At 54.8% G+C, this 23,376-nt stretch carries 23 protein-coding genes; 7 read left to right on the plus strand and 16 right to left on the minus strand.

Annotated features, from left to right (window positions below; genetic code table 11):
* Window positions 1–33: 33 nt before the first annotated feature.
* The 3 genes from ACR8BN_RS17725 to soxR all read right to left on the minus strand — a co-directional run bounded on the left by ACR8BN_RS17725 (window position 34) and on the right by soxR (window position 2,933).
* On the minus strand, window positions 34–1,383 hold the full coding sequence (locus ACR8BN_RS17725) for an NCS2 family permease (RefSeq protein WP_010672052.1): 1,350 nt from the start codon (window positions 1,381–1,383) through the stop codon (window positions 34–36).
* Between the two features lie 359 nt (window positions 1,384–1,742).
* A complete protein-coding gene (locus ACR8BN_RS17730) occupies window positions 1,743–2,408 on the minus strand; it encodes a glutathione S-transferase family protein (protein ID WP_031591764.1) in 666 nt (221 codons plus the stop codon).
* A gap of 39 nt (window positions 2,409–2,447) precedes the next feature.
* Window positions 2,448–2,933, minus strand: coding sequence for a redox-sensitive transcriptional activator SoxR (gene soxR / locus ACR8BN_RS17735; RefSeq protein ID WP_031591766.1), 486 nt, complete (start codon window positions 2,931–2,933; stop codon window positions 2,448–2,450).
* A 100-nt stretch (window positions 2,934–3,033) separates the two neighbouring features.
* Between soxR and soxS the strand changes: the two genes are divergently transcribed.
* Window positions 3,034–3,459: a superoxide response transcriptional regulator SoxS gene (soxS, locus tag ACR8BN_RS17740; protein WP_010252163.1), complete on the plus strand. Its 426-nt coding sequence runs from the start codon at window positions 3,034–3,036 to the stop codon at window positions 3,457–3,459.
* Window positions 3,460–3,713: 254 nt separating this feature from the next.
* Complete coding sequence (locus tag ACR8BN_RS17745; protein WP_031591768.1) at window positions 3,714–3,995, plus strand: YjcB family protein; 282 nt, start codon at window positions 3,714–3,716, stop codon at window positions 3,993–3,995.
* A 54-nt stretch (window positions 3,996–4,049) separates the two neighbouring features.
* Here the strand turns inward: ACR8BN_RS17745 and ACR8BN_RS17750 are convergent, their stop codons facing one another.
* Together ACR8BN_RS17750 and ACR8BN_RS17755 are read right to left on the minus strand one after the other, a co-directional pair.
* Window positions 4,050–5,000 (minus strand): ATP-grasp fold amidoligase family protein, encoded by a 951-nt coding sequence (locus ACR8BN_RS17750; RefSeq protein WP_031591771.1) that lies wholly within the window; start codon window positions 4,998–5,000, stop codon window positions 4,050–4,052.
* 8 nt (window positions 5,001–5,008) lie between these two features.
* Window positions 5,009–6,265, minus strand: a complete 1,257-nt coding sequence (locus ACR8BN_RS17755) for an oligosaccharide flippase family protein (RefSeq protein WP_031591774.1) — start codon at window positions 6,263–6,265, stop codon at window positions 5,009–5,011.
* Window positions 6,266–6,790: 525 nt separating this feature from the next.
* On the opposite strand from ACR8BN_RS17755, the gene ACR8BN_RS17760 reads away from it, so the two are divergent.
* Window positions 6,791–7,186: a transposase gene (locus ACR8BN_RS17760; protein WP_003855733.1), complete on the plus strand. Its 396-nt coding sequence runs from the start codon at window positions 6,791–6,793 to the stop codon at window positions 7,184–7,186.
* A gap of 923 nt (window positions 7,187–8,109) precedes the next feature.
* On the opposite strand, the gene ACR8BN_RS17765 is transcribed toward ACR8BN_RS17760, so the two are convergent.
* Complete coding sequence (locus ACR8BN_RS17765; RefSeq protein ID WP_434747189.1) at window positions 8,110–9,069, minus strand: DMT family transporter; 960 nt, start codon at window positions 9,067–9,069, stop codon at window positions 8,110–8,112.
* A 77-nt stretch (window positions 9,070–9,146) separates the two neighbouring features.
* On the minus strand, window positions 9,147–9,974 hold the full coding sequence (locus ACR8BN_RS17770) for an AraC family transcriptional regulator (RefSeq protein WP_031591778.1): 828 nt from the start codon (window positions 9,972–9,974) through the stop codon (window positions 9,147–9,149).
* 120 nt (window positions 9,975–10,094) lie between these two features.
* Here ACR8BN_RS17770 and ACR8BN_RS17775 point away from each other — a divergent pair, with 120 nt between their 5' ends.
* On the plus strand, window positions 10,095–10,616 hold the full coding sequence (locus ACR8BN_RS17775) for an isochorismatase family protein (RefSeq protein ID WP_115764054.1): 522 nt from the start codon (window positions 10,095–10,097) through the stop codon (window positions 10,614–10,616).
* A gap of 69 nt (window positions 10,617–10,685) precedes the next feature.
* On the opposite strand, the gene ssb1 is transcribed toward ACR8BN_RS17775, so the two are convergent.
* Window positions 10,686–11,249, minus strand: a complete 564-nt coding sequence (gene ssb1, locus ACR8BN_RS17780; protein WP_010252180.1) for a single-stranded DNA-binding protein SSB1 — start codon at window positions 11,247–11,249, stop codon at window positions 10,686–10,688.
* Between the two features lie 224 nt (window positions 11,250–11,473).
* Between ssb1 and uvrA the strand changes: the two genes are divergently transcribed.
* Both uvrA and ACR8BN_RS17790 read left to right on the plus strand, forming a co-directional pair.
* Window positions 11,474–14,302, plus strand: coding sequence for an excinuclease ABC subunit UvrA (gene uvrA / locus ACR8BN_RS17785; RefSeq protein WP_031591782.1), 2,829 nt, complete (start codon window positions 11,474–11,476; stop codon window positions 14,300–14,302).
* A gap of 233 nt (window positions 14,303–14,535) precedes the next feature.
* Entirely contained in the window at window positions 14,536–15,600 is a 1,065-nt protein-coding gene (locus ACR8BN_RS17790) for an NAD(P)-dependent alcohol dehydrogenase (RefSeq protein ID WP_010252184.1), read from the plus strand.
* A gap of 52 nt (window positions 15,601–15,652) precedes the next feature.
* On the opposite strand, the gene ACR8BN_RS17795 is transcribed toward ACR8BN_RS17790, so the two are convergent.
* The 6 genes from ACR8BN_RS17795 to dnaB all read right to left on the minus strand — a co-directional run bounded on the left by ACR8BN_RS17795 (window position 15,653) and on the right by dnaB (window position 20,621).
* Complete coding sequence (locus ACR8BN_RS17795; protein WP_031591784.1) at window positions 15,653–15,976, minus strand: MmcQ/YjbR family DNA-binding protein; 324 nt, start codon at window positions 15,974–15,976, stop codon at window positions 15,653–15,655.
* Entirely contained in the window at window positions 15,976–16,395 is a 420-nt protein-coding gene (locus ACR8BN_RS17800) for a secondary thiamine-phosphate synthase enzyme YjbQ (protein WP_031591785.1), read from the minus strand. The genes ACR8BN_RS17795 and ACR8BN_RS17800 overlap by 1 nt, the downstream gene beginning before the upstream one ends.
* A 121-nt stretch (window positions 16,396–16,516) precedes the next feature.
* Window positions 16,517–17,710 (minus strand): amino acid aminotransferase, encoded by a 1,194-nt coding sequence (locus tag ACR8BN_RS17805; RefSeq protein ID WP_208003210.1) that lies wholly within the window; start codon window positions 17,708–17,710, stop codon window positions 16,517–16,519.
* A gap of 40 nt (window positions 17,711–17,750) precedes the next feature.
* Window positions 17,751–18,365 (minus strand): YitT family protein, encoded by a 615-nt coding sequence (locus ACR8BN_RS17810; RefSeq protein ID WP_003855751.1) that lies wholly within the window; start codon window positions 18,363–18,365, stop codon window positions 17,751–17,753.
* Window positions 18,366–18,605: 240 nt separating this feature from the next.
* Window positions 18,606–19,085, minus strand: a complete 480-nt coding sequence (locus ACR8BN_RS17815) for an Lrp/AsnC family transcriptional regulator (RefSeq protein WP_010252196.1) — start codon at window positions 19,083–19,085, stop codon at window positions 18,606–18,608.
* A 129-nt stretch (window positions 19,086–19,214) separates the two neighbouring features.
* Entirely contained in the window at window positions 19,215–20,621 is a 1,407-nt protein-coding gene (gene dnaB / locus ACR8BN_RS17820) for a replicative DNA helicase (RefSeq protein WP_010252197.1), read from the minus strand.
* Between the two features lie 96 nt (window positions 20,622–20,717).
* Here dnaB and ACR8BN_RS17825 point away from each other — a divergent pair, with 96 nt between their 5' ends.
* On the plus strand, window positions 20,718–21,701 hold the full coding sequence (locus tag ACR8BN_RS17825; RefSeq protein WP_434747190.1) for a quinone oxidoreductase: 984 nt from the start codon (window positions 20,718–20,720) through the stop codon (window positions 21,699–21,701).
* A gap of 210 nt (window positions 21,702–21,911) precedes the next feature.
* Here the strand turns inward: ACR8BN_RS17825 and pspG are convergent, their stop codons facing one another.
* Both pspG and dusA read right to left on the minus strand, forming a co-directional pair.
* On the minus strand, window positions 21,912–22,178 hold the full coding sequence (gene pspG / locus ACR8BN_RS17830; protein ID WP_010252199.1) for an envelope stress response protein PspG: 267 nt from the start codon (window positions 22,176–22,178) through the stop codon (window positions 21,912–21,914).
* Window positions 22,179–22,358: 180 nt separating this feature from the next.
* Window positions 22,359–23,351 carry a tRNA dihydrouridine(20/20a) synthase DusA gene (dusA, locus tag ACR8BN_RS17835; protein WP_434747191.1) on the minus strand — a complete coding sequence of 331 codons (993 nt, stop codon included), beginning with the start codon at window positions 23,349–23,351 and terminating at the stop codon, window positions 22,359–22,361.
* Window positions 23,352–23,376: the final 25 nt, after the last annotated feature.

A 23,376-nucleotide genomic window follows, 5' to 3' on the forward strand; every position in this document is an offset into this window, starting at 1 on the left:
TCCGGACGTGCAGCCGCACGCCCGGTTGTACAGTCAGATCGCCCAGCCACCGGCGTAAAACGCTACCAGCGCGATAGCAATAATGACGGTGCCGACGTTGAGCTTACGCCATTCCCCCGCGAAGAGACGCCCCACCACCAGACTGGCGAAGCCGATCATAATGCCGGTGACGATGTTACAGGTGAGCACGATAATCACCGCCGTTAACAGGCCCGACATCGCATCGACAAAATCATTGAAGTCGACTTTCGCCACGTTGCTCAGCATCAGCAGACCCACATACATCAGCGCGGGGGCGGTGGCGTAAGCCGGCACCAGATACGCCAGCGGTGACATAAACAGAATGGCAAGGAACAGCAGGCCAACCACAATCGCGGTAAGACCGGTTTTGCCGCCCGCCGCCGTTCCTGCCGCCGATTCGATATAAACCGCAGCCGGTGACGCGCCCACCAGTCCCGCGAACAGGCTGCTGACGGAGTCGCTAGTCAGCGCACGGCCACCATTGATAATCTGGCCCTGTTTATCCAGCAGATTTGCCTGACCCGCGACCGCGCGAATGGTGCCGGTAGCGTCAAAGACCGCCGTCATCACCAGTGCCAGCACGCTTGGCAGCACGACCGGCTGCATCGCGCCCATAATGTCGAGGCTGAACAGCAGCGACTCACCGCTGGCATCACGCAGGCTCGGCAGCGCAAATAATCCTTTGTAGCTCACCGCCGGATCGAAGATCAGCCCCAGCAGCGAAATGGCGATAATTGTCATGAGAATACCGCCGGGCATCCGACGCTTCTCCAGTCCAATAATCGCTGCCAGTCCCAGCAGCGTCATCATTACCGGAAAGGTGGTGAAGTGCCCCAGCGCCACCGGCAGGCCCGGTGCCGGGTTTTTCACTATCAGGCCTACACCGTCAGCCGCAATCAGCAGCAAAAACAGGCCAATTCCGACGCCGGTGCCGTGCGCCACGCCCATCGGCAGGTTACGCAGGATCCAGGCTCGAATGCCGGTCACCGAGATCAGGGTAAACAGCAGGCCCATCAGGAACACCGCGCCCAGCGCGACCGGCACGCTGATGTGCTGGCCCAGCACAAGGCTGAAAGCGGTAAAGGCGGTTAAGGAGATTGCACAGCCAATCGCCATCGGCAGATTGGCCCACAGGCCCATAATGATGGAACCAAAGCTGGCAACCAGACAGGTGGCGACAAACACGGCAGTGGGGGGAAAACCGGCTTTGCCCAGCATTCCTGGCACCACGATGACGGAGTAGACCATCGCCAGGAAGGTGGTGAGTCCGGCCAGAATCTCCTGGCGCACACTGCTGCCGCGCGCCGAGATCGAGAACCAGGCGTCCAGTTTTCCACTGGCCGGGCGTGATTCAGTTGACATAGTTGAGCCTCAAAAATTTTTGTTGTGTGGATCGCTCTGCGACCATCGCTGTCCCTGGAATAAGCGGGTAGACGGCGTCACTGTCGGGTTTTACCCGGCAGGCAAACGTTTACCTTGCCGCAGATAGTTGGCCGCCAGAAGCGGCCAGATAAAAAGGCATGCGATTATCCGGCGTTTAGCGGCACATTTTCAACTGTCAGAGGGAGATTCTTCAGCATAAAGATCAGGCTTAAGTCGCCAGCAGCCACGCGGCACAAGCCGACGTCAAACGCTGACGCCCTGAAGTTAACGCGATTTTCAGGGGGGATGCGCACCGGCGCAGCCGTGATGAGACACGACCCGCCAGTGGAGGAGGGGAATTAACCTGGCAGCGAAAGCTCGCCGCCCTGATCGATCGCGCGCTGCCAGGCGGCACGCTGTTGCACAGTCTGCAGCCATTTCTGGCTGGCGGGCATCTGCTCCAGTCCGGCACGTCGCGCAAGCGCCAGCAGCGGAAAGCTCATCTGGATATCAGCGATACTGAAGCGCTGACCGGCGAACCAGGGATTTGCAGCCAGATGTTGTTCGATCATCTGCATGTGTGGCTTAAGCTGTTTATCCAGGAACGCCTTCTGCACGCCTTTACCGAATGCCGCCCCGACCGGGCGCAGCAGCCACGGCACCGGTGCTTTACCCATCTGACCGAAGATGAGCTTCATCACCAGCAGCGGCATCAGCGAGCCTTCGGCATAGTGCAGCCAGTAGCGGCACTGCAGCCGCGACGCCTCATCACTCACTTTGAGCCGGAACTCGTGATCATATTTCTCTTCAAGGTATTCGAGAATGGCACCTGATTCTGCCACTACCTGGTTCCCGTCGGTAATGACCGGTGATTTTCCCAGTGGATGCACTTTTTTCAGCGCCTCCGGGGCCAGCATGGTCGGTTCGCGTTGATAGCGTTTAATCTGGTACGGCACTTCCAGCTCTTCCAGCAGCCACAGCACCCGATGCGAGCGCGATTGCTCAAGATGGTGAACGGTGATCATCATGATTCCCTGTGTTTTGACCTCCCCCTAGTATAGACGTCACTCCACATCCGGATGTTTATCATCCTGTTCTGGATCAAGCAGCACCGCACCCGAGCCCTGCTGACCCAGCCGGTCGCCGGGATTGCGCAGCGGGCAGTCGCGCATCGACAAACAGCCGCAGCCGATACAGCCATCCAGGTCATTACGCAGGCGGGTCAGGGTTTCAATGCGCTTATCCAGCTCTTCGCGCCAGTGCCGGGTCAGCGCATCCCACTCCGGTGCTGACATGCGCGTGTTCGCCGGAATGTGATCAAGACTGTTACTGACCGTCGCCAGCGGAATGCCGATGCGCTGCGCAATCTTAATAATAGCGACGCGTCGCAGCACATCACGGCTGTATCGCCGCTGATTGCCGCTGTTGCGGGTGCTGGAGATCAGCCCTTTGGTCTCATAGAAGTGCAGCGCCGAGACCGCCACACCGCTGCGGCGCGCCACTTCACCCGGTGTTAAAACCGGTTTGGGATAGTTGCGTTCTTTTTTCATCAGGCTCTTTACCTCAAGTTAACTTGAGGAATTATACTCGCTCTCCATCAAAACCACTAAACTCCTATTACCGCTTATTAAGCACCAGAAGGATGAGGCCATGATGCAAGAAGAGATCATTCATTCCCTGACGCACTGGATTGACCAGAACCTGGATAAGAGCCTGTCGATCGATGAGGTTGCCGCAAAATCGGGCTATTCGAAATGGCACCTGCAGCGTATGTTCCGTTCGGTAACGAAACAGACGCTGGGTGGCTATATTCGCGAGCGCCGTCTGACGCTGGCTGCAGAAGCCCTGTCGCAGACACAGCGCCCGGTGTTTGATATTGCGATGCAGTATGGCTATGACTCGCAGCAGACCTTCTCCCGTGTGTTTCGTCGTCAGTTTTCACAGACGCCTACCGCTTACCGCCACACCATGCGCCGCCAGGCGATTCAGCGCCCTCGCCTGCTGAGTTTTGGCTGCAATGACGGTATCAGTAGCTTCACCCAGCGCACGACCGGCGAGTGCTGTCCGGTTCGTTGACCCTTCAGATGCGCCCGCCCGGGCGCATCTGACTGATTTCCCCGCCGTTCTTCTTCTACTTCTCACTATTCCCTCACGCCGCTACCATACCAGAGTCAAATTTTGTTCAAAATTTAAAATCGGGTGATATAATGTGACCCAAGTCACACTTTGAACCTGGGTTGACGGCGAAAAAGCACCCCCTGACACACTTTTCCGCCGCCGGTGATGTCCGCAGATTGTCAGGAATACTTACTGATATTGAGGTCCGGCCGATGGCTACGTTAACCGCCAGTTTACTTGTTATGCGTTGGGAATTGCTGAGCGCAGTCATGATGTTTTTTGCCAGCACCCTGAAAACCAAACTTCGTCAGGATAGCCGTCACGTGATGGCATTTATGTGTGGCGGGATTGGTTTAGGCATGACCTGCTGGTTTGTTACCGGTCTGATGGGCATTACCCTGAGCATGGATAACGTGCATAACTTTCTGGAAATCTCAAAGCATGCCTTTATCGATGTGATGAGCCAGGCGCCTGCTGACTGGCCGATGCCCTGATTTTTGCGCATAAAAAACCCCGCTTAGCGGGGTTTTTTATATTGCTGTGTGTACTTAAATTTTCTTCAACATGGCAGGGATATTAACATCCTGCACTGTAACGCCCGGGCTCTGCGTTCCGCGGCGGTCCTGAATCCACATATCTCCCATCATCTGATTTAAACCACGATCTAATCCGGTGACCAGTCCTGCACCTGGGGTGAAGGTCAGTTCGCCAAAGTAGATCCGCTCGTCATGGATATACCAGTCCACACGCACGTAGTCGAAATCACTGGCCAGCTTCTTGCTCAGTTCGAGCGCATGTTCCAGTGACGGCATAATCGGTGAGACATCCAGACCGGTATCGCGAATCTTGTGATAGGCCTCATTGAGGTTATTCACGTAGAAATTCATCGACAGCAGCGGCTGGCAGCGGTTGTAGATCACCTGCAGCACATATTCGAACTTGCCATCACGCTTGTTGAACATATGAAACTTGTAATCAATCGGCGCGCTTTTGCCATCACCAATGTACTTCTCAACCAGGATACGTGGCTTGATATAGCGATAGTGAATCTCACGCGCTTCGTTGGCGAAGTCGGTCTTCAGCCAGCGATAGCAGTCATGAATGATCTGCTGCTTGCGCAGTGCGTCCGGCTCCTCCAGCAGAATCTCTACCATGTTGGAGGCGTGGTTCGGCTTGATCACCGTCCCCTTCCAGCAGGGTAAGCTGTTGAGCGTGGTCGGGTCAGTGGTTTCGTGTACCAGCGGGATCAGGTATTCATTACCGATTTTTTCAGCAATGAATTCGCGCACCGAGTACTTATCTGACAGACGACCATAGTTCTGGTAATCGCCGAAGATAAACTTACGGTACAACACCTTCTCGTTGAACACTTTTGGCTGACGCAGATTGGGCAGCTTTCTGAACTTATGGAAGTAGTAGATGCGGTCCTGATAAGCCCAGGGCATCTTCTTAATAAAATACTGCACACTTCTTCTGAGTTCTTCTTTCAACTTGAGCATATCTGACCTCATTTGTATGTTTTGTAGTTGAGTGAGGAAACCTGAATCTTTTGAATGACGCCGTTTTTAAAGAAGTAATTCATTACGGTCAGGGACAAAAGTTCTGAAAGGAAAACGCTCCACGCGGCCCCCATGATGCCGTGACCCTGGATCAACCACCAGGAGAGCGGCAAACTGATGACCATCAGGCAGATGATTTTCCTCAGCAAGTAGTTAAATCCTCCCTCTTTGACCATGTAGCGATACGCTACGGTCCCCATTGCCGAAAAGCTGGTCGCTATCGACAGCAACGTAATGAGACTTCCTGACTGTGTAAATTCCGGGCCGTACAACGCAATGATGATCCGCTCGCCATAAAGCGAAATGACCAGCAGCATCAGCAATGAAACAGCCATAACATAGCCATTGAGCCGCGCAGCCAGCTTAATGGCGACCTCGCCCCGCTCCCTGAAGATTTCAGTGAAGCAGGAGGTGATGAGCGCCACCGGGATAAAAATCCATGAGGCGGAAATGGTATTCGCCGCCGCAAACAGCCCGAGGTCGCGCGCGGGTGCCGTGCCTGCCAGGAACATCTGCGCTGCTTTTACCTGCACAGAGATAAAGATGCTGGAGATCGCCAGCGGCAGACCGGCATACATCAGATAACGCAGATAGGCCGTGCGCTTTTCACGCGGTGGCATCTGATCCTGATGGTCCTGATAGAAGTTGTGACGCTTAATCAGGTAAGGCACCAGGGTCACTGCGACAATCGACAGCGTCAGCCAGAGCGGATTAAGACGCAGCCAGGCGACGGTGAAGCTGATGCCGAAACTCAGCAGCATGCCCACGGCGTTGGCGATGGTGTTAAGACGCGAGGCAAGACGCGCGTTGTTATAAACGCTGAAGGTATCCTGGGTGACAAAAACCGAGGCAACAAATGAGGCCAGTGCAAACGCCAGGAAATTTTCCTGCATGTTGTACCAGACCCAGATTAAGACTGGCACCGAAGTGACCAGCAACAGCACCATTCTCATCGTACGGGCGATGGTCATCAGGCGCAGGCCTTTTGACGCATTTTTGCTGACGCGTTTAAACAGAATGGTTTCGGTGCCAAAGATTGCAACGGTTTGCACCATCGCAAATAGTGAAGTAGAAAACGCCATCTGGCCAAACACCGTTGGGCCAAAGGATTTCGCCACGTAAGACGTCACAAAAATGACGCCAAAGACGGAGATGATCTTCTCAGACATCATCCAGGCGGCATTAGACATTACGCTCAATTTCATCGACTCTTCCTTAGTATTACTCAACTACAACCGCTTCGGTACAACATCCCTGTAACGAATTAATAAGCGCTCAGTGGGCCTGGCGAAAATGTAAGACTTCAGACCATGCTGGTCCGAAAATTGAGATGTAAATCATGATCCGGAGTGTTAATTCAGGATAATTCTTATTATAAATGGCGCGAATCACTTCAGATGGAAACGATTTCAGGCTGAAAATAAAACAACCTTTAAGAGTCCTTCCCGGCATATTAATCAAGTCGGTCAGGCTAAATATCCAATGTACGTAGAATTTTTTCGTATTTTGGATGCGATGAATTTATAACAAAAAGCCCCCTCCAGGAAGGCACGCCCACCGGATAAGAATAAAATAAGATTTATCCCATGATGATATTTATTCTAAATATCTTAATTTAGGCTTCGCAATTCAATTCGCGCACTTTAATACTGCCTTAATAGAATCTTACAGTGCCAGAAATTATTAAAGTCATTCTCATCCATTAATCGATAAGAAAGGTAAGAGCATTTATGAGAAAGTCACGATACAGCGAAGATCAAATCACAAATGCCATTAAAGCTTCTGAATCGGGCGTGAAAGTCAGAGAGATTTGTGAAGAGTTAGGCATCTCTGAAGCCACGTTCTACAGCTGGAAGAAGAAGTTTTCTGGGTTGTCTTCGGAAGAAGGCAGAAAAATCAAAGAGCTGGAAGAAAAACTGCAGAACATCACGCGTGAACTGCAGACGCTCAACTCGGACAAAGAGATGCTGCAGAGCGTTCTGAAGCACTTCTTTACCACTAATGAAAAACGTCAGGCTGTGGATTTCCTGCAGGCCACCTTTGACATCGGCACCCGCCGCAGCTGCCGCTTATTAGATATCAGCCGCAGCGTATACCATTATCCGTCAGGCACGGAGAACCGCTAAACCCAATGCTACCGCGCTTTTTAGACTTAACGCTGAGATTTGTTCTTACCAGAAGAGATGAAGATCATTTAACAGGACAATTGCGGCACCCTTTTCCGCTCCATTTATAACTAATGAATGGCTTCACGGCTAAGCTTCTTTTTTTGCGGTAAAATTGATTCACAACAGCAAACGTCTCGCATTCTACGGCTACTCTTCCCTTCCCAATCTCGTTTACGCGGGATTGGGCCCTCCCTATCTTACGTAAGCCCAGCTAATCGTCGGAACTAAATCGTCTCAATATCATTAAGGCAATTTAAACATCGCGCAAAAAACAATCGCCATACATTTGAGTTAATGCTGGACCTGACTCAAATTTTTGCGGCTGCGTTTAATTCCGGGCTATGGGTTAATGGCATATACTTTCTCCAGGATTAATCCAGGATAAATAGTTTATTGCTCCTTATCACTAACGTTATGTGTCTATCTTTTCGCTCTCTTCATTGCGCATCATTGATGCCAGAGATTAATCTTTAATTATTAACGCAGCGGCGGAGTTTTCTTACTCATTCATCAATGAGTGAAGTTAATAGTGGTTTTCAGCCTCCCTTTCTCAGGACCATACCGCAATAAAAAGCCGCTGATAAAAGCATAACGTCCATAATGCTGCGCTATTTTTCCTGATTAATGACCGATATCTGAACAGTTACCCTCTGCCAGCGCTGAGCATCGCTATGTTCAGGAGACCATCAGTCCCGTTTTTTCACTGACAAACGGAGGATCAGAGAGGCTTTCGGGGGTTAAGGTGCGATTACGCAGGGGCATGAAATCGATTTCGCGGCACAAATCTGCCGGAGAGCGAGCAAATCGGGGTAGGGTTTAATCTTAAAAAGCCGCGCGGCGTGTTATCCGCGCGGCAGAGGTCTTTTGGCGATCTTCGCGGTTTACTCTTTAATCGCGACGACGAGAGGCTGCGGTTTGATGCGCATTGCCCACAGGACACCCGCCATCAGACAAACAATGCCCGTCACGGTGAGCAGGGGTGGCCAGCTTTGATACCAGAGAAAAGTCCACAACAGGCCGAAAAGGATCTCAAAAACAATCAGTGGACCCATCAGTACGGTGGGCAGACGCTGGCTGGCTGCGTTCCAGCATAAGGTCCCCAGCCAGGAACAGAGCAGACCGATCGCCAGCATCAGGTAGATAAACACCGCAGGACGCGGCCCAAACGGCAGCGAAAAAGCTGGCTGTTGCCAGGCGAGCTGTGCGCTGACCAACGCGTACATGATTAGCGCCATCGGCAGCGTCACGACTCCCTGCGCTGTTGCCCAGGTTGAGGGCCGCAGTTCGGGATGAGTACGCAGCCAGCGGGCATTGCGCAGCGGATACCAGGTCCAGCAGACCACAGCCAGCAGCGCCAGCGCGATACCGGTCAGATAACGGCTGAGATCAAGTGAGTGGCCCTGACTCTGTAGCTCCGCCGCATTTACGCAGAGTAATCCGGCCGCCATCATGACCAGTGCCGGAAACAGCCGCCGCCACGGCAGGCGTCCTTCAAGATGGCCGTAACAGAGATTGGCCGTCACAGCGATCACCACCGGCAGCGTGCCGATAATCATGGTGGAGACCGGCCCGCCAGTGCGCTGAATGGCGTTCGCCAGAAACGCATAGTAGAGGAGGTTTCCCACCAGCGAGAGCTTTACCGCCTCACGCCAGTCAGCCCGGGCCAGCTTGCGCAGGCGATGACGACCGTGCCAGGCCAGCGGCAGCGCAATCAGCCCAAACGCCACATAACGTCCCGCCGATTGCAGCGCGCCAGGATAGTCAGGCACCAGCAGCGGCCCGACAAAGATCAGCCCCCACAGCAGTCCGGCGGTGACGGCAAACATGACACCAGCAAACATAATTTCTTCCTTATATAGCTTTTTAGTTCAGTGTGGCGGGTTCGGGCGGGGAATGCTTGTAGCAGATTGCGGTGGTATCAGGGCTGGCGCACCTGCTTTTGATAGCGGCCCGGCGTGATGCCATAACGGTTTGCAAAGGCGCGGGTCAGATGGGCCTGATCGGTTAATCCCACCGCCGCCGCAACGCTGGCAGCCGGTTCACCCTGTGCCAGCCTTTGCTTGGCGTCGTAAAGCCGGAAAGCCATCAGCATCTGATGCGGCGTAACGTGATAGTGCTGTCGAAAGGCGCGTAAGAAGTGCCACGGCGAAAGCGATGCCAGCGCCGCCAGCTCATCCAGCCGCACCGGTTCTGCGAGGTTCGCGCGCAGAAAATCTCTTACCTGATCAAAACGATGCCGTGCATCCGGTCTGCCCTGTGAGGACATGCGTGCCAGCGGACGAATCTGCAACAGCAGTTCAGCGAGCAGGCTCTGACGTGCCAGTGGTGATTCCGCCTGCCAGAGAGTCGCCAGCGTGTGGGAGAGCGGCCGCGCCACCCGCGGATCGGTCAACAGCGCCTCGTTGAACCACCAGCCACGATCGCCGGTCAGTTCATCCATCAGCTGCGGCTGAATGTAGATCATCTGGTAGCGCCAGCCCTCTTCACACGCTGACTCACCGGTATGCAGCTCATCCGGATTCATCATGACCAGCGAGTTCTCCGGCGCAGTATATTCGGTGCCGCGGTAGCGAAAGCGTTGCGCGCCCGCTTCAATGGTGCCGATACCAAAGGCTTCATGGGTATGGGGTTCAAATGCGTAGCGGGAGATGTGGGCCTGATAGAGTTCCACACCGGGCAGTTCGGCGAGTTGCTGAAACCGGGCGCGGTCTTTCTCACAGGGGAAACTCGCCGGAACACCTTCCACTTCTCTCTCCTTATTTAACCAGTCGGTTTAGCATGCCTGTGACAGGGGGGAAAATGCAAAAGATTGCTTTCCGCAATGCCTCAGGTAACACTGCTTTTTTCAAACCGGATGGGATTAAGCATGGCACAGCGGGTAGTCGTGGTCATTGATATGCAGAATGGCGTCTTCAGCACGCCACGCTTCGACACAGCGGGAAGGATTGCACAGATTAACCGGCTGACCGAACGCGCCGATATCACAATATTTATCCAGCACCGCGAAGGCGAGATGTGCGAGGGTAATGCGGCTTTCGATCTGCTGCCGGAAATTGTTCAGCCTGCTGGCGCACACTATGTGACTAAAACTGCCTGCGACAGCTTCTGGCACACCGACCTGGCCGCGCTGTTAAAGAGGCTGGCGGTAGAGGAATTTGTGGTGTGCGGTTGTGCCACTGACTACTGCCTGGATACCACGATAAAAGTCGGTGCCAGTTCGGGCTATGCGATTACCGTTGCCGCTGATGCGCACACCACGGCAGATCGCCGCTGGGTCAGCGCCGAAGCACTGATTAACCAGCACAATGATGTGTGGGCCTCACTGCTGATCCCCGGCAACGTGCCGCGTGTGCTGAGCACAGAGGCGATTCTGGCAGAATGGTCGTAACCGCCAGCGAAAGCCGCGCATAAAAAAGCCCGCAAAGCGGGCTTTTTTTGTACTCTCTGGCCAACGGAATCAGAACGGAATATCGTCGTCGAAATCCATTGGTGGTTCGTTGTTGTTGCTGGCCGGCGCGCTCTGTGGCTGCGGCTGCGGACGGGACTGCGCGCCGCCACTGAACTGGTTATTGTTGCCCTGCGGCTGCTGCGGCTGACCCCAGCCATTGTTGTTGCCACCGCCCTGCGCGCCGCCACCGGCTGGAGCGCCTGCACCGGCGTTACCGCCCTGCTGACGGCCACCCAGCATCTGCATGGTACCGCCAACGTTAACCACGACTTCTGTGGTGTAACGCTCCTGGCCACCCTGATCCTGCCATTTACGGGTGCGCAGCTGGCCTTCGATATAGACCTGCGACCCTTTTTTCAGGTATTCACCCGCGACTTCAGCCAGTTTGCCAAACAGCACCACACGGTGCCACTCAGTGATCTCTTTGTTTTCACCGGTCTGCTTGTCGCGCCAGCTTTCCGACGTAGCCAGCGTAATGTTGGCAACAGCGCCACCATTTGGCATATAACGTACTTCCGGATCCTGACCCAGATTCCCGACAAGAATCACTTTGTTAACGCCACGACTGGCCATGTTGCTGTCTCCCGATGAGTTAATGCATACAGTCTAATCTATCAATTCTAACACGTCCTGCGGTCTGTTTCCCACTTTCGAGCGGGGTTCCAGTTTTAATCCTCTGCGCTCCGGAGGCTAAGAGTACTGGATATTTATTCAGTCTATTTTTTGTGCCATAATGACACGTTTATTCTGGCCGTGTCGGCAAGGCGCGGTGAGTGCTGCTAATCCGGGAAAGGTGAATGGATAAGATCGAAGTTCGTGGTGCCCGCACCCATAATTTGAAAAACATCAACCTGACCATCCCACGCGACAAACTCATTGTGGTAACCGGCCTGTCAGGTTCCGGTAAATCCTCACTGGCGTTTGATACGCTGTATGCGGAAGGTCAGCGCCGCTATGTGGAGTCGCTCTCTGCGTATGCGCGCCAGTTTCTTTCGTTAATGGAGAAGCCGGACGTCGATCATATCGAAGGTTTGTCGCCCGCCATTTCCATTGAACAGAAATCCACCTCGCACAACCCACGCTCGACCGTGGGAACCATCACCGAGATCCATGATTACCTGCGTCTGCTGTTTGCCCGCGTTGGCGAACCGCGCTGCCCGGATCATGATGTGCCGCTGGCGGCGCAGACCGTCAGCCAGATGGTCGATCAGGTGCTCTCCCAGCCGGAAGGCCGTCGCCTGATGCTGCTGGCGCCGGTGGTGAAAGATCGTAAGGGTGAGCACACCAAAACGCTGGAGAATCTGGCGACCCAGGGCTATATCCGTGCGCGTATTGATGGCGAAGTGTGTGACCTCTCCGACCCGCCAAAACTCGAGCTGCAGAAGAAGCACACCATTGAAGTGGTGATTGACCGCTTTAAAGTGCGTGAAGATCTCGCGACCCGCCTGGCGGAATCGTTTGAGACCACGCTGGAGCTCTCCGGCGGGACGGCCATCGTGGCGGACATGGATGACAGCGCCGCAGAAGAGCTGCTCTTCTCGGCTAACTTCGCCTGCCCGATCTGTGGTTACAGCATGAGCGAGCTGGAGCCGCGCCTGTTCTCGTTTAACAACCCGGCGGGCGCCTGTCCGACCTGTGACGGCCTTGGCGTACAGCAATATTTTGACCCTGACCGCGTGGTGCAGAATCCTGAACTCTCGCTGGCGGGCGGTGCAATTCGTGGCTGGGATCGCCGCAATTTCTACTATTTCCAGATGCTGCGTTCGCTGGCGGAACACCTCGATTTTGATATCGAAGCGTCGTTCGGCAGCCTGCCAGAAAACGTACAGAAAGTGATTCTGTACGGATCAGGCAAAGAGAGCATCGAATTCAAGTACATCAACGATCGCGGCGACACCTCGGTGCGCCGTCATCCGTTTGAAGGCGTACTCAATAACATGGAGCGCCGCTACAAAGAGACCGAGTCCTCAGCGGTACGCGAAGAGCTGGCGAAATTTATCAGCAACCGCGCCTGTGCCAGCTGTGAAGGGACCCGTCTGCGTCGTGAAGCGCGTCATGTCTTCGTGGAGAACACCACGCTGCCGACCATCTCTGAGATGAGCATCGGCCATGCGATGTCCTTCTTTGAAAACATGAAACTCAGCGGCCAGCGTGCGCAGATCGCCGAGAAAATCCTGAAAGAGATTGGCGATCGCCTGAGCTTCCTGGTCAACGTCGGCCTGAACTATCTTTCGATGTCGCGTTCCGCCGAGACCCTGTCCGGTGGTGAAGCGCAGCGTATCCGTCTGGCCAGCCAGATCGGTGCCGGTCTGGTCGGCGTGATGTATGTGCTGGATGAGCCTTCAATCGGCCTGCACCAGCGCGACAACGAGCGTCTGCTTGGCACCCTGATTCATCTGCGCGACCTCGGTAACACGGTGATCGTAGTTGAGCATGATGAAGATGCGATTCGTGCCGCTGACCATGTGATCGATATCGGTCCGGGTGCGGGCGTGCATGGCGGCCAGGTGGTGGCTGAAGGCACCGTTGATCAGATTATGGCGGAAGAGGCCTCTCTGACCGGCCAGTTCCTGAGCGGCAAGCGTGGCATTGTGGTGCCAGAGGAGCGCGTCAAAGGCGATCCGGCCAAAGTCCTGAAGATTACCGGCGCACGCGGCAACAACCTCAAGGATGTCACGCTGACGCTGCCGGTCGGGCTGTTCACCTGTATTACCGGTGTTTCCGGCTCGGGTAAATCGACCCTGATCAACGATACGCTCTTCCCGATTGCCCAGCGGGCGCTGAACGGCGCGACCATCGCCGAACCGGCACCTTACCGTGACGTGGCGGGACTGGAGCACTTCGACAAAGTAATCGACATCGACCAGAGCCCGATTGGTCGTACACCGCGCTCTAACCCGGCCACCTACACCGGCATCTTCACCCCGGTGCGTGAACTGTTTGCGGGCGTGCCGGAAGCGCGTTCACGCGGCTACAATCCGGGCCGCTTCAGCTTTAACGTGCGTGGCGGACGCTGTGAAGCCTGTCAGGGCGATGGCGTGCTGAAAGTCGAAATGCACTTCCTTCCGGACATTTATGTGCCGTGCGATCAGTGCAAAGGCAAACGCTATAACCGTGAAACGCTGGAAGTGAAGTACAAAGGCAAGAGCATTCACGAAGTGCTGGAGATGACCATCGAAGAGGCTCGTGAGTTCTTCGATGCGGTGCCGGCGCTGGCGCGTAAGTTGCAGACGTTGATCGATGTCGGTCTCACCTACATCCGCCTCGGTCAGTCCGCCACCACCCTTTCCGGCGGTGAAGCCCAGCGCGTGAAGCTGGCGCGTGAGCTGTCAAAGCGTGGCACCGGTCAGACGCTCTACATTCTGGATGAACCGACTACCGGCCTGCACTTTGCCGATATCCAGCAACTGCTGGAAGTGCTGCATAAGCTGCGCGATCAGGGCAACACCATCGTGGTGATTGAGCACAACCTGGATGTGGTCAAAACTGCAGACTGGATTGTCGACCTGGGTCCGGAAGGCGGCAGCGGCGGTGGTGAAATACTGGTAGCTGGTACGCCAGAAACCGTGGCGGAGTGTGAGAAATCACATACCGCACGCTTCCTGAAACCACTGTTACAGAAGTAATTTTGTCAGGCCCGCCGCGTGCGGGCCTTTTACTCTCCCCTGGCGATACAGCCAGAAAAATGCAGAATCAGGCAAGATTCAGACATGTATAGGCATATACGCTTTTCCCCACGCTGACTATCCTTAAGCAGTTCCTCTTTGGCACGCCCCTGGCGTCGCCCTGTTTTCGCAGCACATCAACGCTGCTGCACTTCATCGAATAACACTCACGACACATCGAAACTGGAGACACCATGAATATTACGCATGCGTATGCTGCTCAGGATGCAAAATCCAAACTGGCACCGTTCGATTTTAAGCCGCGTGAGCTGCGCGCCCATGACGTTCAGCTTGAGGTGCTGTTCTGTGGCGTCTGCCACTCAGACCTGCATCAGGCCCGTAATGAGTGGAAAAACACCATTTTCCCCGTGGTTCCGGGTCATGAAATTGTCGGTCGCGTCACGGCCGTTGGCCCGCAGACGCAGAAATACAAAGTCGGCGATCTGGTCGGCGTAGGCTGCATGGTCGATTCGTGCCGCAGCTGTCCGAGCTGTCAGCAGGGGCTGGAGCAGTATTGCGAAAACGGCTTTGTTGGCACCTATAACGGTGAAGATCGCGAAACCGGCGCCATTACCTACGGCGGTTACTCAACGTCGATGGTGGTTGATGAGAGCTTTGTGCTGCGCATTCCCGAGAACCTGGAGCTGGCGGGCGTGGCACCGCTGCTGTGTGCCGGTATCACCACTTACTCGCCGCTGCGCCACTGGAATGTCGGCCCGGGCAAGAAAGTGGGTATCGTAGGCTTAGGCGGCCTGGGCCATATGGGCGTGAAAATTGCCCATGCCATGGGCGCACATGTGGTGCTGTTCACCACTTCGCCTTCCAAAATTGAAGATGGCAAACGTCTGGGTGCCGATGAAGTCGTGATCTCCAAAGATGCGGAGCAGATGGCGCAGCACGCCAACAGCTTTGACTTCATTCTGAATACCGTGGCGGCTCAGCACGATCTCAACCCCTTCATCACCCTGCTGAAGCTGGATGGCAACATGACGCTGGTGGGTGCACCAGAGCACGATCACCCGGCACCGCAGGTGTTTAACCTGATCTTCAAGCGTCGCAGCATCGCCGGTTCACTGATCGGCGGCATCGCAGAGACCCAGGAGATGCTCGATTTCTGTGGTGAGCACGGCATTACGTCAGACATTGAACTGATCGCGATGGACCAGATCAATGAAGCCTATGAGCGCATGCTGAAAAGCGATGTGAAATACCGCTTCGTTATCGACATTAATACCCTGCGCGAGCAGCCTGCCGCGTAACCCGCTGCCTCTGAAACCCTCTTGCTCCGGTAAGAGGGTTTTTTATTGCCGTCTAGCGGGCCGTTGCAACCTGCTGGAATGAGGCATCGATCAGATAGTAGATCTGGGAATCTTTCAGCGAACCGTCCAGGAACAGCGTGCTCCAGTGTGACTTGTTCAGATGCTCGCTGGGAATAATATCGCTATGCTCTTCACGCAGTAATTCGGCCAGCGCAGGCGTCGATTTCAGCGAGACCGCGGGTCGCCCTTTCGCCTCATGTACCATCGCAAACAGCACGCCGTTGCTTTTAATCTGCGTGGCTTTCCAGTCACTGTGGACGCTCTGCTCCGCGCCCGGCTTGCTCATGCAATAGGTCAGTAAGTCTGAGTTATTCATTACGATTCCCCTTGTAAAGTGGCGACAATCCGCCTGGCACCGCCCTCAATGCGATGCTCGCCCAGCCAGATACCCTGCCAGGTGCCCAGCACCAGACGTCCCCGCTGAACCGGTAATAACAACGAAACCCCTAAGGTCGACGATTTGATGTGCGCCGGCATATCATCCCGCCCTTCGTAGTCGTGCTGATAAGGCGCATTCTCCGGCACGTGCCGCATGAAATGCTGCTCCATGTCGCTGCGCACCGTCGGGTCGCAATTCTCATTTAAGGTTAACGATGCCGAAGTATGCTGCAACAGAAGATGCAGCAGACCGGTTTTGATATCACGCAGTCCGGAGAGCGAGTTCACGATCTCATCGGTGACCAGATGAAACCCGCGCGGCTTCGCGCTCAGCGTAATAGTTTGTTGATGCCACATAGCTTATTCCTGAAACGGTTACCCCGTTTAAGTGTGCAGCATGTCGCCGAAAGGTAAACCCTGACCCATAAAAAAACCGCCAGAGAGCACCCTGACGGTTTTTTTCACAGCATGGCTGCCGTTACATCACGGCGGCAAACGCTTCAGCCACCTGATGCACATTTGTGCTGTTCAGACCGGCCACACACATGCGGCCACTGCCCACCAGATAGATGCCAAATTCGTTGCGCAGACGATCGACCTGCTGCGCACTCAGGCCGGTGTAGCTGAACATGCCACGCTGCTTCAGCAGGTAGTCGAAGTTTTTACCTGGCAGTGCGGTGCTCAGCACGTCCACCAGCGACTGACGCATGTCCAGAATGCGTAAGCGCATCGCTTCCACTTCAGCCAGCCAGTTGGCCTTCAACTCGTCATCGTTGAGTACGCGCGCAACAACCTGCGCACCGAAATTCGGCGGGCTGGAGTAGTTGCGGCGAACCGTCGCTTTTAACTGGCCCAGCACACGCGCTGACTCTTCGGCGCTGTCACAGACGATAGAGAGACCGCCTACGCGCTCGCCATAGAGCGAGAAAATTTTGGAGAAGGAGTTGCTCACCAGGGCTGGCAGGCCCGCCGCCGCGACCGCGCGCAACGCATAGGCATCCTGCTGCATGCCGGCACCAAAGCCCTGATAGGCGATATCCAGGAAAGGAATCAGCTGCTGTGCTTTCAGCACCTCAACGGTCTGATCCCACTGCGCATCAGTCAGGTCAGCGCCGGTCGGGTTATGACAGCAGGGATGCAGCAGCACGACGCTCTGCGCTGGCAGGGTTTTCAGGGTGCTGATAAAGGCATCAAACCGCACGCCGTGGGTCTCTGCGTCATACCAGGGATAGGTATTTACCTCAAAACCTGCACCATTAAAAATCGCAACGTGGTTTTCCCAGGTCGGATCGCTGACCCAGACCGCAGACTGCGGGAAGTAGCGCTTAAGGAAATCCGCGCCCACTTTCAGCGCGCCAGAACCGCCCAGCGTCTGAATAGAGGCGATACGGCCCGCGTTTAACACCGGATGATCGGCACCAAACAGCAGCGGTGCAATCGCACTACGGTAGCTGTTCAGCCCTTCCATTGGCAGATAGAGCGATGCCTGATGCGGCTCAGCATAGATCTGCTCTTCGGCAGCGGCTACAGCCTTCAGCTGCGGGATGATGCCCTTTTCGTCGTAATAGAGGCCGATACTCAGGTTAACTTTGTGTTCGCGTGGGTCTTGTTTGAAGGCTTCCATCAACGACAGAATCGGATCGCCAGCATAGGCATCAACGTTTTGAAACACGGTGTAGGTCTCCATGATTGGTCCAGAGGGAAGATGCGGATTAAACCCGATAGCGTCCCGGACGGTGGTTCATTGCAATAATCAGATTCAGGATCACCGCACCCGCAATCGACGCGAGCAGGATGGGGCCACTCACCACAAACAGTGACGCCAGCACGACGCAGGTATCGACGGCCATTTGCAGTTTCCCCGCGCGGATCCCAAAGCGATCCTGTAGCCACAGCGCCAGAATATTGATGCCGCCCAGGCTCGCCTTATGACGAAATAACACTATAAACCCGATTCCCATGATGACGTTACCGAACAGTGTCGCATAGAAGGGGTTAAGGTCAGAAAAGTGGACGAACAGCGGGTGCAGTTGGGTGAACAGCGACACCAGACCGACGGCGCAGAAGGTTTTCAGCGTAAACTCCCAGCCCATGCGTTTTACCGCCAGCCAGTAAAAAGGGATGTTGATCAGGAAAAACGCGCTGCCGAACGAAAGCGGCGACAGGTAGCTGATCAGAAAGGCGATGCCTGCGGTGCTGCCGGTCAGCGCCCCCGCCTGTTTCAGCATAATGACGCCGAACGAGACCATCAGGGTGCCAAGCACCATCGCCAGCGCATCTTCAATGCGCGAATGCGGGACGCGGGAGGGTTCTGCGATGTTATCCATGGGGTTTTCTCAGTGCAAAGGATGCGGTTTCGATGCAAAAAACGCACCATCGCCACAGCACTGAACTGCTGTAAACCGGGTGCCAGCGATATCCCATTGATATCTAAGGCGCTTTAAAAAAGAACTTTGTGCATAAATTCCGACTAATACCGTCAACCTATGCGTTAAAGTCCAACTCCATGCGCGCTCTTCGCATTAATTGCCGCAAGTGTGCACCAAAAGCGCACAGCGCGCACCTTTTTAGCGCGTCTTCTGCTCAGGCAGCATCATCAGCCCGTTCTCTTTCATGCGTCCCAGCACTACCGAGGTTTTCACATGGGAAACGCTCTGGTGGCCCGCGACTAACTGGCTGATTAACGCACTAAGGGAATTGAGATCGGCCACTGCCACTTTAAGCAGATAGTCCGCATCGCCGGTGGTTTTATAGGCATCCACGATCGCCTGTTCCTGCTCCACCATCCGGTGAAAGCTCTCAACATATTCTGCGGTGTGGTTAATTAAACGCACCTCAATCAATCCCACCATGCCAAGCCCGATGGCATCGGGCGACAGCCGGGCATGATAACCCAGGATCAGATTAGCCTGTTCCAGATTGATACGACGGCGGGAACATTGTGAGGCAGAAAGGCCGACCAGATCGCTGAGTTCCTGATTGGTCAGACGGCCGTTGGATTGTAATAAAGTCAGGATTTTAAGGTCGTAATCGTCTACGTGAGTCATTCCGTTTCCACAGCGTGATGGGCGTCGCTTTGTTACAGATAACCCGATAACCCGAGAGGTTGTCCAACACTATTTTGTGATGATGGGGGCTGTCATGCACAGATCGTGCATGACAGCACAAACCGGGGATTATTCGTCGTCGTATTGCGGGCCAGCGTAGTTGTCGAAGCGTGACCACTGACCGTTAAAGGTCAGGCGTACTGTACCGATCGGGCCGTTACGCTGTTTACCCAGAATGATCTCCGCGATCCCTTTAAGATCGCTGTTTTCGTGGTAAACCTCATCGCGATAGATAAACATGATCAAATCCGCATCCTGCTCGATCGAGCCCGATTCACGTAGATCCGAGTTGACCGGACGTTTATCGGCTCGCTGCTCCAGCGAGCGGTTAAGCTGCGACAGCGCCACAACCGGCACGTTCAGCTCTTTGGCCAGTGCTTTCAGCGAGCGGGAGATCTCAGCAATTTCCAGCGTACGGTTGTCCGACAGCGACGGCACGCGCATCAGTTGCAGATAGTCGATCATGATCATGCTTAATCCACCGTTTTCACGGTAGATGCGCCGGGCGCGTGAACGCACTTCGGTGGGCGTCAGGCCGGAAGAGTCATCAATGTACATGTTCTTCTTCTCAAGCAGGATACCCATGGTGCCGGAAATACGCGCCCAGTCCTCATCATCCAGCTGTCCGGTACGGATGCGGGTCTGATCGACGCGGGAGAGTGACGCCAGCATACGCATCATGATCTGCTCGCTGGGCATCTCCAGACTGAAGATCAGCACCGGTTTTTCCTGCAGCATGGCGGCGTTTTCGCACAGGTTCATCGCAAAAGTGGTTTTACCCATCGAAGGACGTGCGGCGACAATAATCAGATCAGAACCCTGCAGGCCCGCGGTCTTTTTATTCAGATCCTGATAGCCGGTATCGACGCCAGTGACGCCATCGTGCGGTGTCTGATAGAGCGATTCGATACGCGATACGGTCGATTCCAGAATCTGCTCGATGTTTTTCGGGCCAGCATCCTTATCCGCGCGCGCTTCCGCAATTTTAAAGACGTTCGACTCCGCGAAGTCGAGCAGCTCTTCGCTGTTACGCCCCTGCGGATCATAACCGGCATCAGCAATCTGGTTAGCGACGGCGATCATCTCGCGCACCACCGCACGTTCACGCACGATGTCAGCATAGGCGCCGATGTTCGCCGCGCTCGGGGTGTTTTTCGCCAGTTCCGCCAGATAGGCAAAGCCGCCCGCCATCTCCAGCTCGCCACGGGTTTCCAGCGATTCGGAGAGCGTAATCAGGTCAATGGGCTTGCTGTTTTCCAGCAGCCGCTGCATCTCTGAAAAAATCAGCCGATGCGAGCGGTTGAAAAAATCATTCGCGACGACGCGCTCAGAGACATTGTCCCAGCGCTCGTTATCCAGCATTAACCCACCGAGCACCGACTGCTCCGCTTCCAGCGAATGCGGGGGCATTTTCACGCCTGCGAGCTGGCGATCCTGCGTTTCGTTCGATTTGTTGGTGGGTTTATTTCCTGCCATAGTGAATGCATTACCGATCTTCTGTGGGGACGCGCAAGTATACCTTAGTTGGGGTGCGTGCCTCACCCTCATGATGAAACAATCACAGGAGTCAGAATGGCAAAGCGTATTCAGTTCAGCGCACAGGGCGGCCCGGACGTTTTAGAGTGGACAGATTTTGAACCTGCTGATCCGGCCGAACATGAAGTGCAGGTAGAACATCGCGCTATCGGCATTAATTACATCGATACCTATGTTCGCAGCGGACTTTATCCGGTCGCCGCTTTTCCCTCTGGCCTGGGTACAGAAGCCGCGGGCGTGGTGTCGCGGGTTGGACGTGGCGTGACATTATTTAAGCCCGGCGATCGCGTGGTCTACTGTCTGGCGTCGATGGGGGCCTATAGCGAAGTGCACAACGTGGCGGAAGATCGCCTGATGCATCTCCCGGAGGCGATCAGTTTTGAGCAGGGCGCAGCCAGCTACCTGAAAGGGCTGACCACACAATATCTGCTGCGCCAGACCTATAAAATCAGCGCCGGTGAGACCTTCCTTTTTCATGCCGCTGCGGGCGGCGTCGGTTTAATTGCCTGTCAGTGGGCAAAAGCGCTGGGTGCCCATTTGATTGGCACAGTCGGGTCAGCAGAAAAGGCAGCGATGGCCAAGAAGGCTGGCGCCTGGGCGACGATTAACTACCGCGAAGAGAATATTGCGCAACGCGTCAGCGAACTGACCGACGGGAAAAAAGTGGGCGTAGTTTATGACTCAGTGGGCAAAGATACCTGGGAAGCATCGCTGGACTCATTGCGCCGTCATGGGCTGATGGTCAGTTTTGGCAATGCTTCGGGTCCGGTGACCGGGATTGATCTCGGCATTCTGAATAAGAAAGGCTCGCTGTTTGTGACCCGCCCTTCACTGTTTGGCTATATCACCAACCAGCAGGAGCTGGAAACCGCCAGTGCCGAGCTTTTCTCCCTGCTGGCGAGTGGCGCAATTAAAGTTGATGTACCGGAGCAGCAGAAGTTTGCGCTGAAAGAGGCCAGCAAAGCGCACCAGATGCTGGAGAGCCGCGCCACGCAGGGATCCTGTCTCTTAATTCCATAGTAGTGAGCAACAAAAAGGGCTTCCCGCGGGAAGCCCTTCTCTTTTTTTATTTTTTGTTCGCGCTGGTGTAGGGACAGCGGCGATGAATTCATGTCGAGTCGATGGCACATCGATTTGACGACAGGCATCCTGCCAGAAAACATAAGTAAAAAATATGTTTAATTGCAGATCAGCCCTGACCAATCTCTCACACTGTGATCTTCACCGCATTTAGCGCCAGCCTTTGCGGTCTAACCTGTTGATCTTACGCCGCAGCTTGCGACGTGCTCGCTCATCGCTGTCGCCAAAAAAGGCACGATGCAGCCAGACCGCAATTACCGCCAGCACCAGCCACGGCAACACTTTAATAACAATTGCAAACAGTCCACCGACAAACATCACGATGGTTGCGACCACCAGTGCTGCCAGCACGCCCAACAGCGAAACGCCTGTCAGCAACAGCATCAGGAAAAACCCTAATACGAATAAAATTTCCACGTCAGCGCTCCTTTTTAATTCCGATTGTTATAGTTATTACAAAAAACGTGCCAACAGTTAACTTATTGATTTTTAGTTGATAAGAGATAAACAGAAGAGAGCAATCTGGTGAAAAAAACCACATAGTGGCGTAAAAAAAACCAGCGTTCAGAGCTGGTTTTTTCGGGTTCAGATGAGGCGTCAGGCTTCCTGCGGGATCTTATCGGCGACCAGCGCCAGCGCCGCTTCCAGCACACGGACATCGGCACCGGGCTTGTGGGCATTTTCACTCAGGTGGCGTCGCCACTGGCGGGCGCCCGGAATCCCATGGAACAAACCCAGCATATGGCGCGTGACATGTCCCAGATACGTCCCCTTCGCCAGTTCTGCTTCAATATAGGGATACATGGCGCGCACCACTTCAACCGGGTTAGCCGCCGGATGCTGACGACCAAACAATGTCTGATCGACCTGCGCCAGAATGCCGGGATTTTGGTAGGCTTCACGTCCCATCATCACGCCGTCAAGGTGTTGCAGATGAGTCTGTGCCTCTTCCAGCGTTTTTACGCCGCCATTGAGGGCGATGGTCAGTTGCGGAAAATCGCGTTTCAGCTGATAGACGCGGGGATAATCCAGCGGTGGAATCTCGCGGTTCTCTTTCGGGCTGAGGCCGGAGAGCCAGGCTTTACGCGCATGAATGATAAATGTCTCGCACTCACCTCGCCCCGCCACCGTGCCGATAAAATCGGTCAGGAATTCATAGCTGTCCAGCTCATCGATGCCAATACGGGTTTTCACCGTGACCGGAATTGAGACCACGTCGCGCATCGCTTTAACGGCATCTGCGACCAGATTCGCCTCGGCCATGAGGCAGGCGCCGAAACGGCCATTCTGCACGCGATCAGAGGGACAGCCGACATTAAGGTTCACTTCATCATAGCCGCGCTGCTCTGCCAGCTTCGCGCACTGCGCCAGTGCCGCCGGATCGCTACCGCCAAGCTGCAACGCGACCGGATGCTCAGCCTCACTGTAAGCCAGGTAATCCCCTTTGCCATGAATGATTGCGCCCGTGGTCACCATTTCGGTGTAGAGCAGCGTGTCACCGGTCAGCTGGCGATGAAAATAGCGACAGTGACGATCGGTCCAGTCGAGCATAGGGGCGATAGAGAAACGTTGCGAAGAGAAATTAGGCATGAAGCGCAGACAATCCGGTAATTAA

Source organism: Pantoea sp. Lu_F5_004 (assembly GCF_051136245.1).
GTDB lineage: Bacteria > Pseudomonadota > Gammaproteobacteria > Enterobacterales > Enterobacteriaceae > Pantoea > Pantoea agglomerans.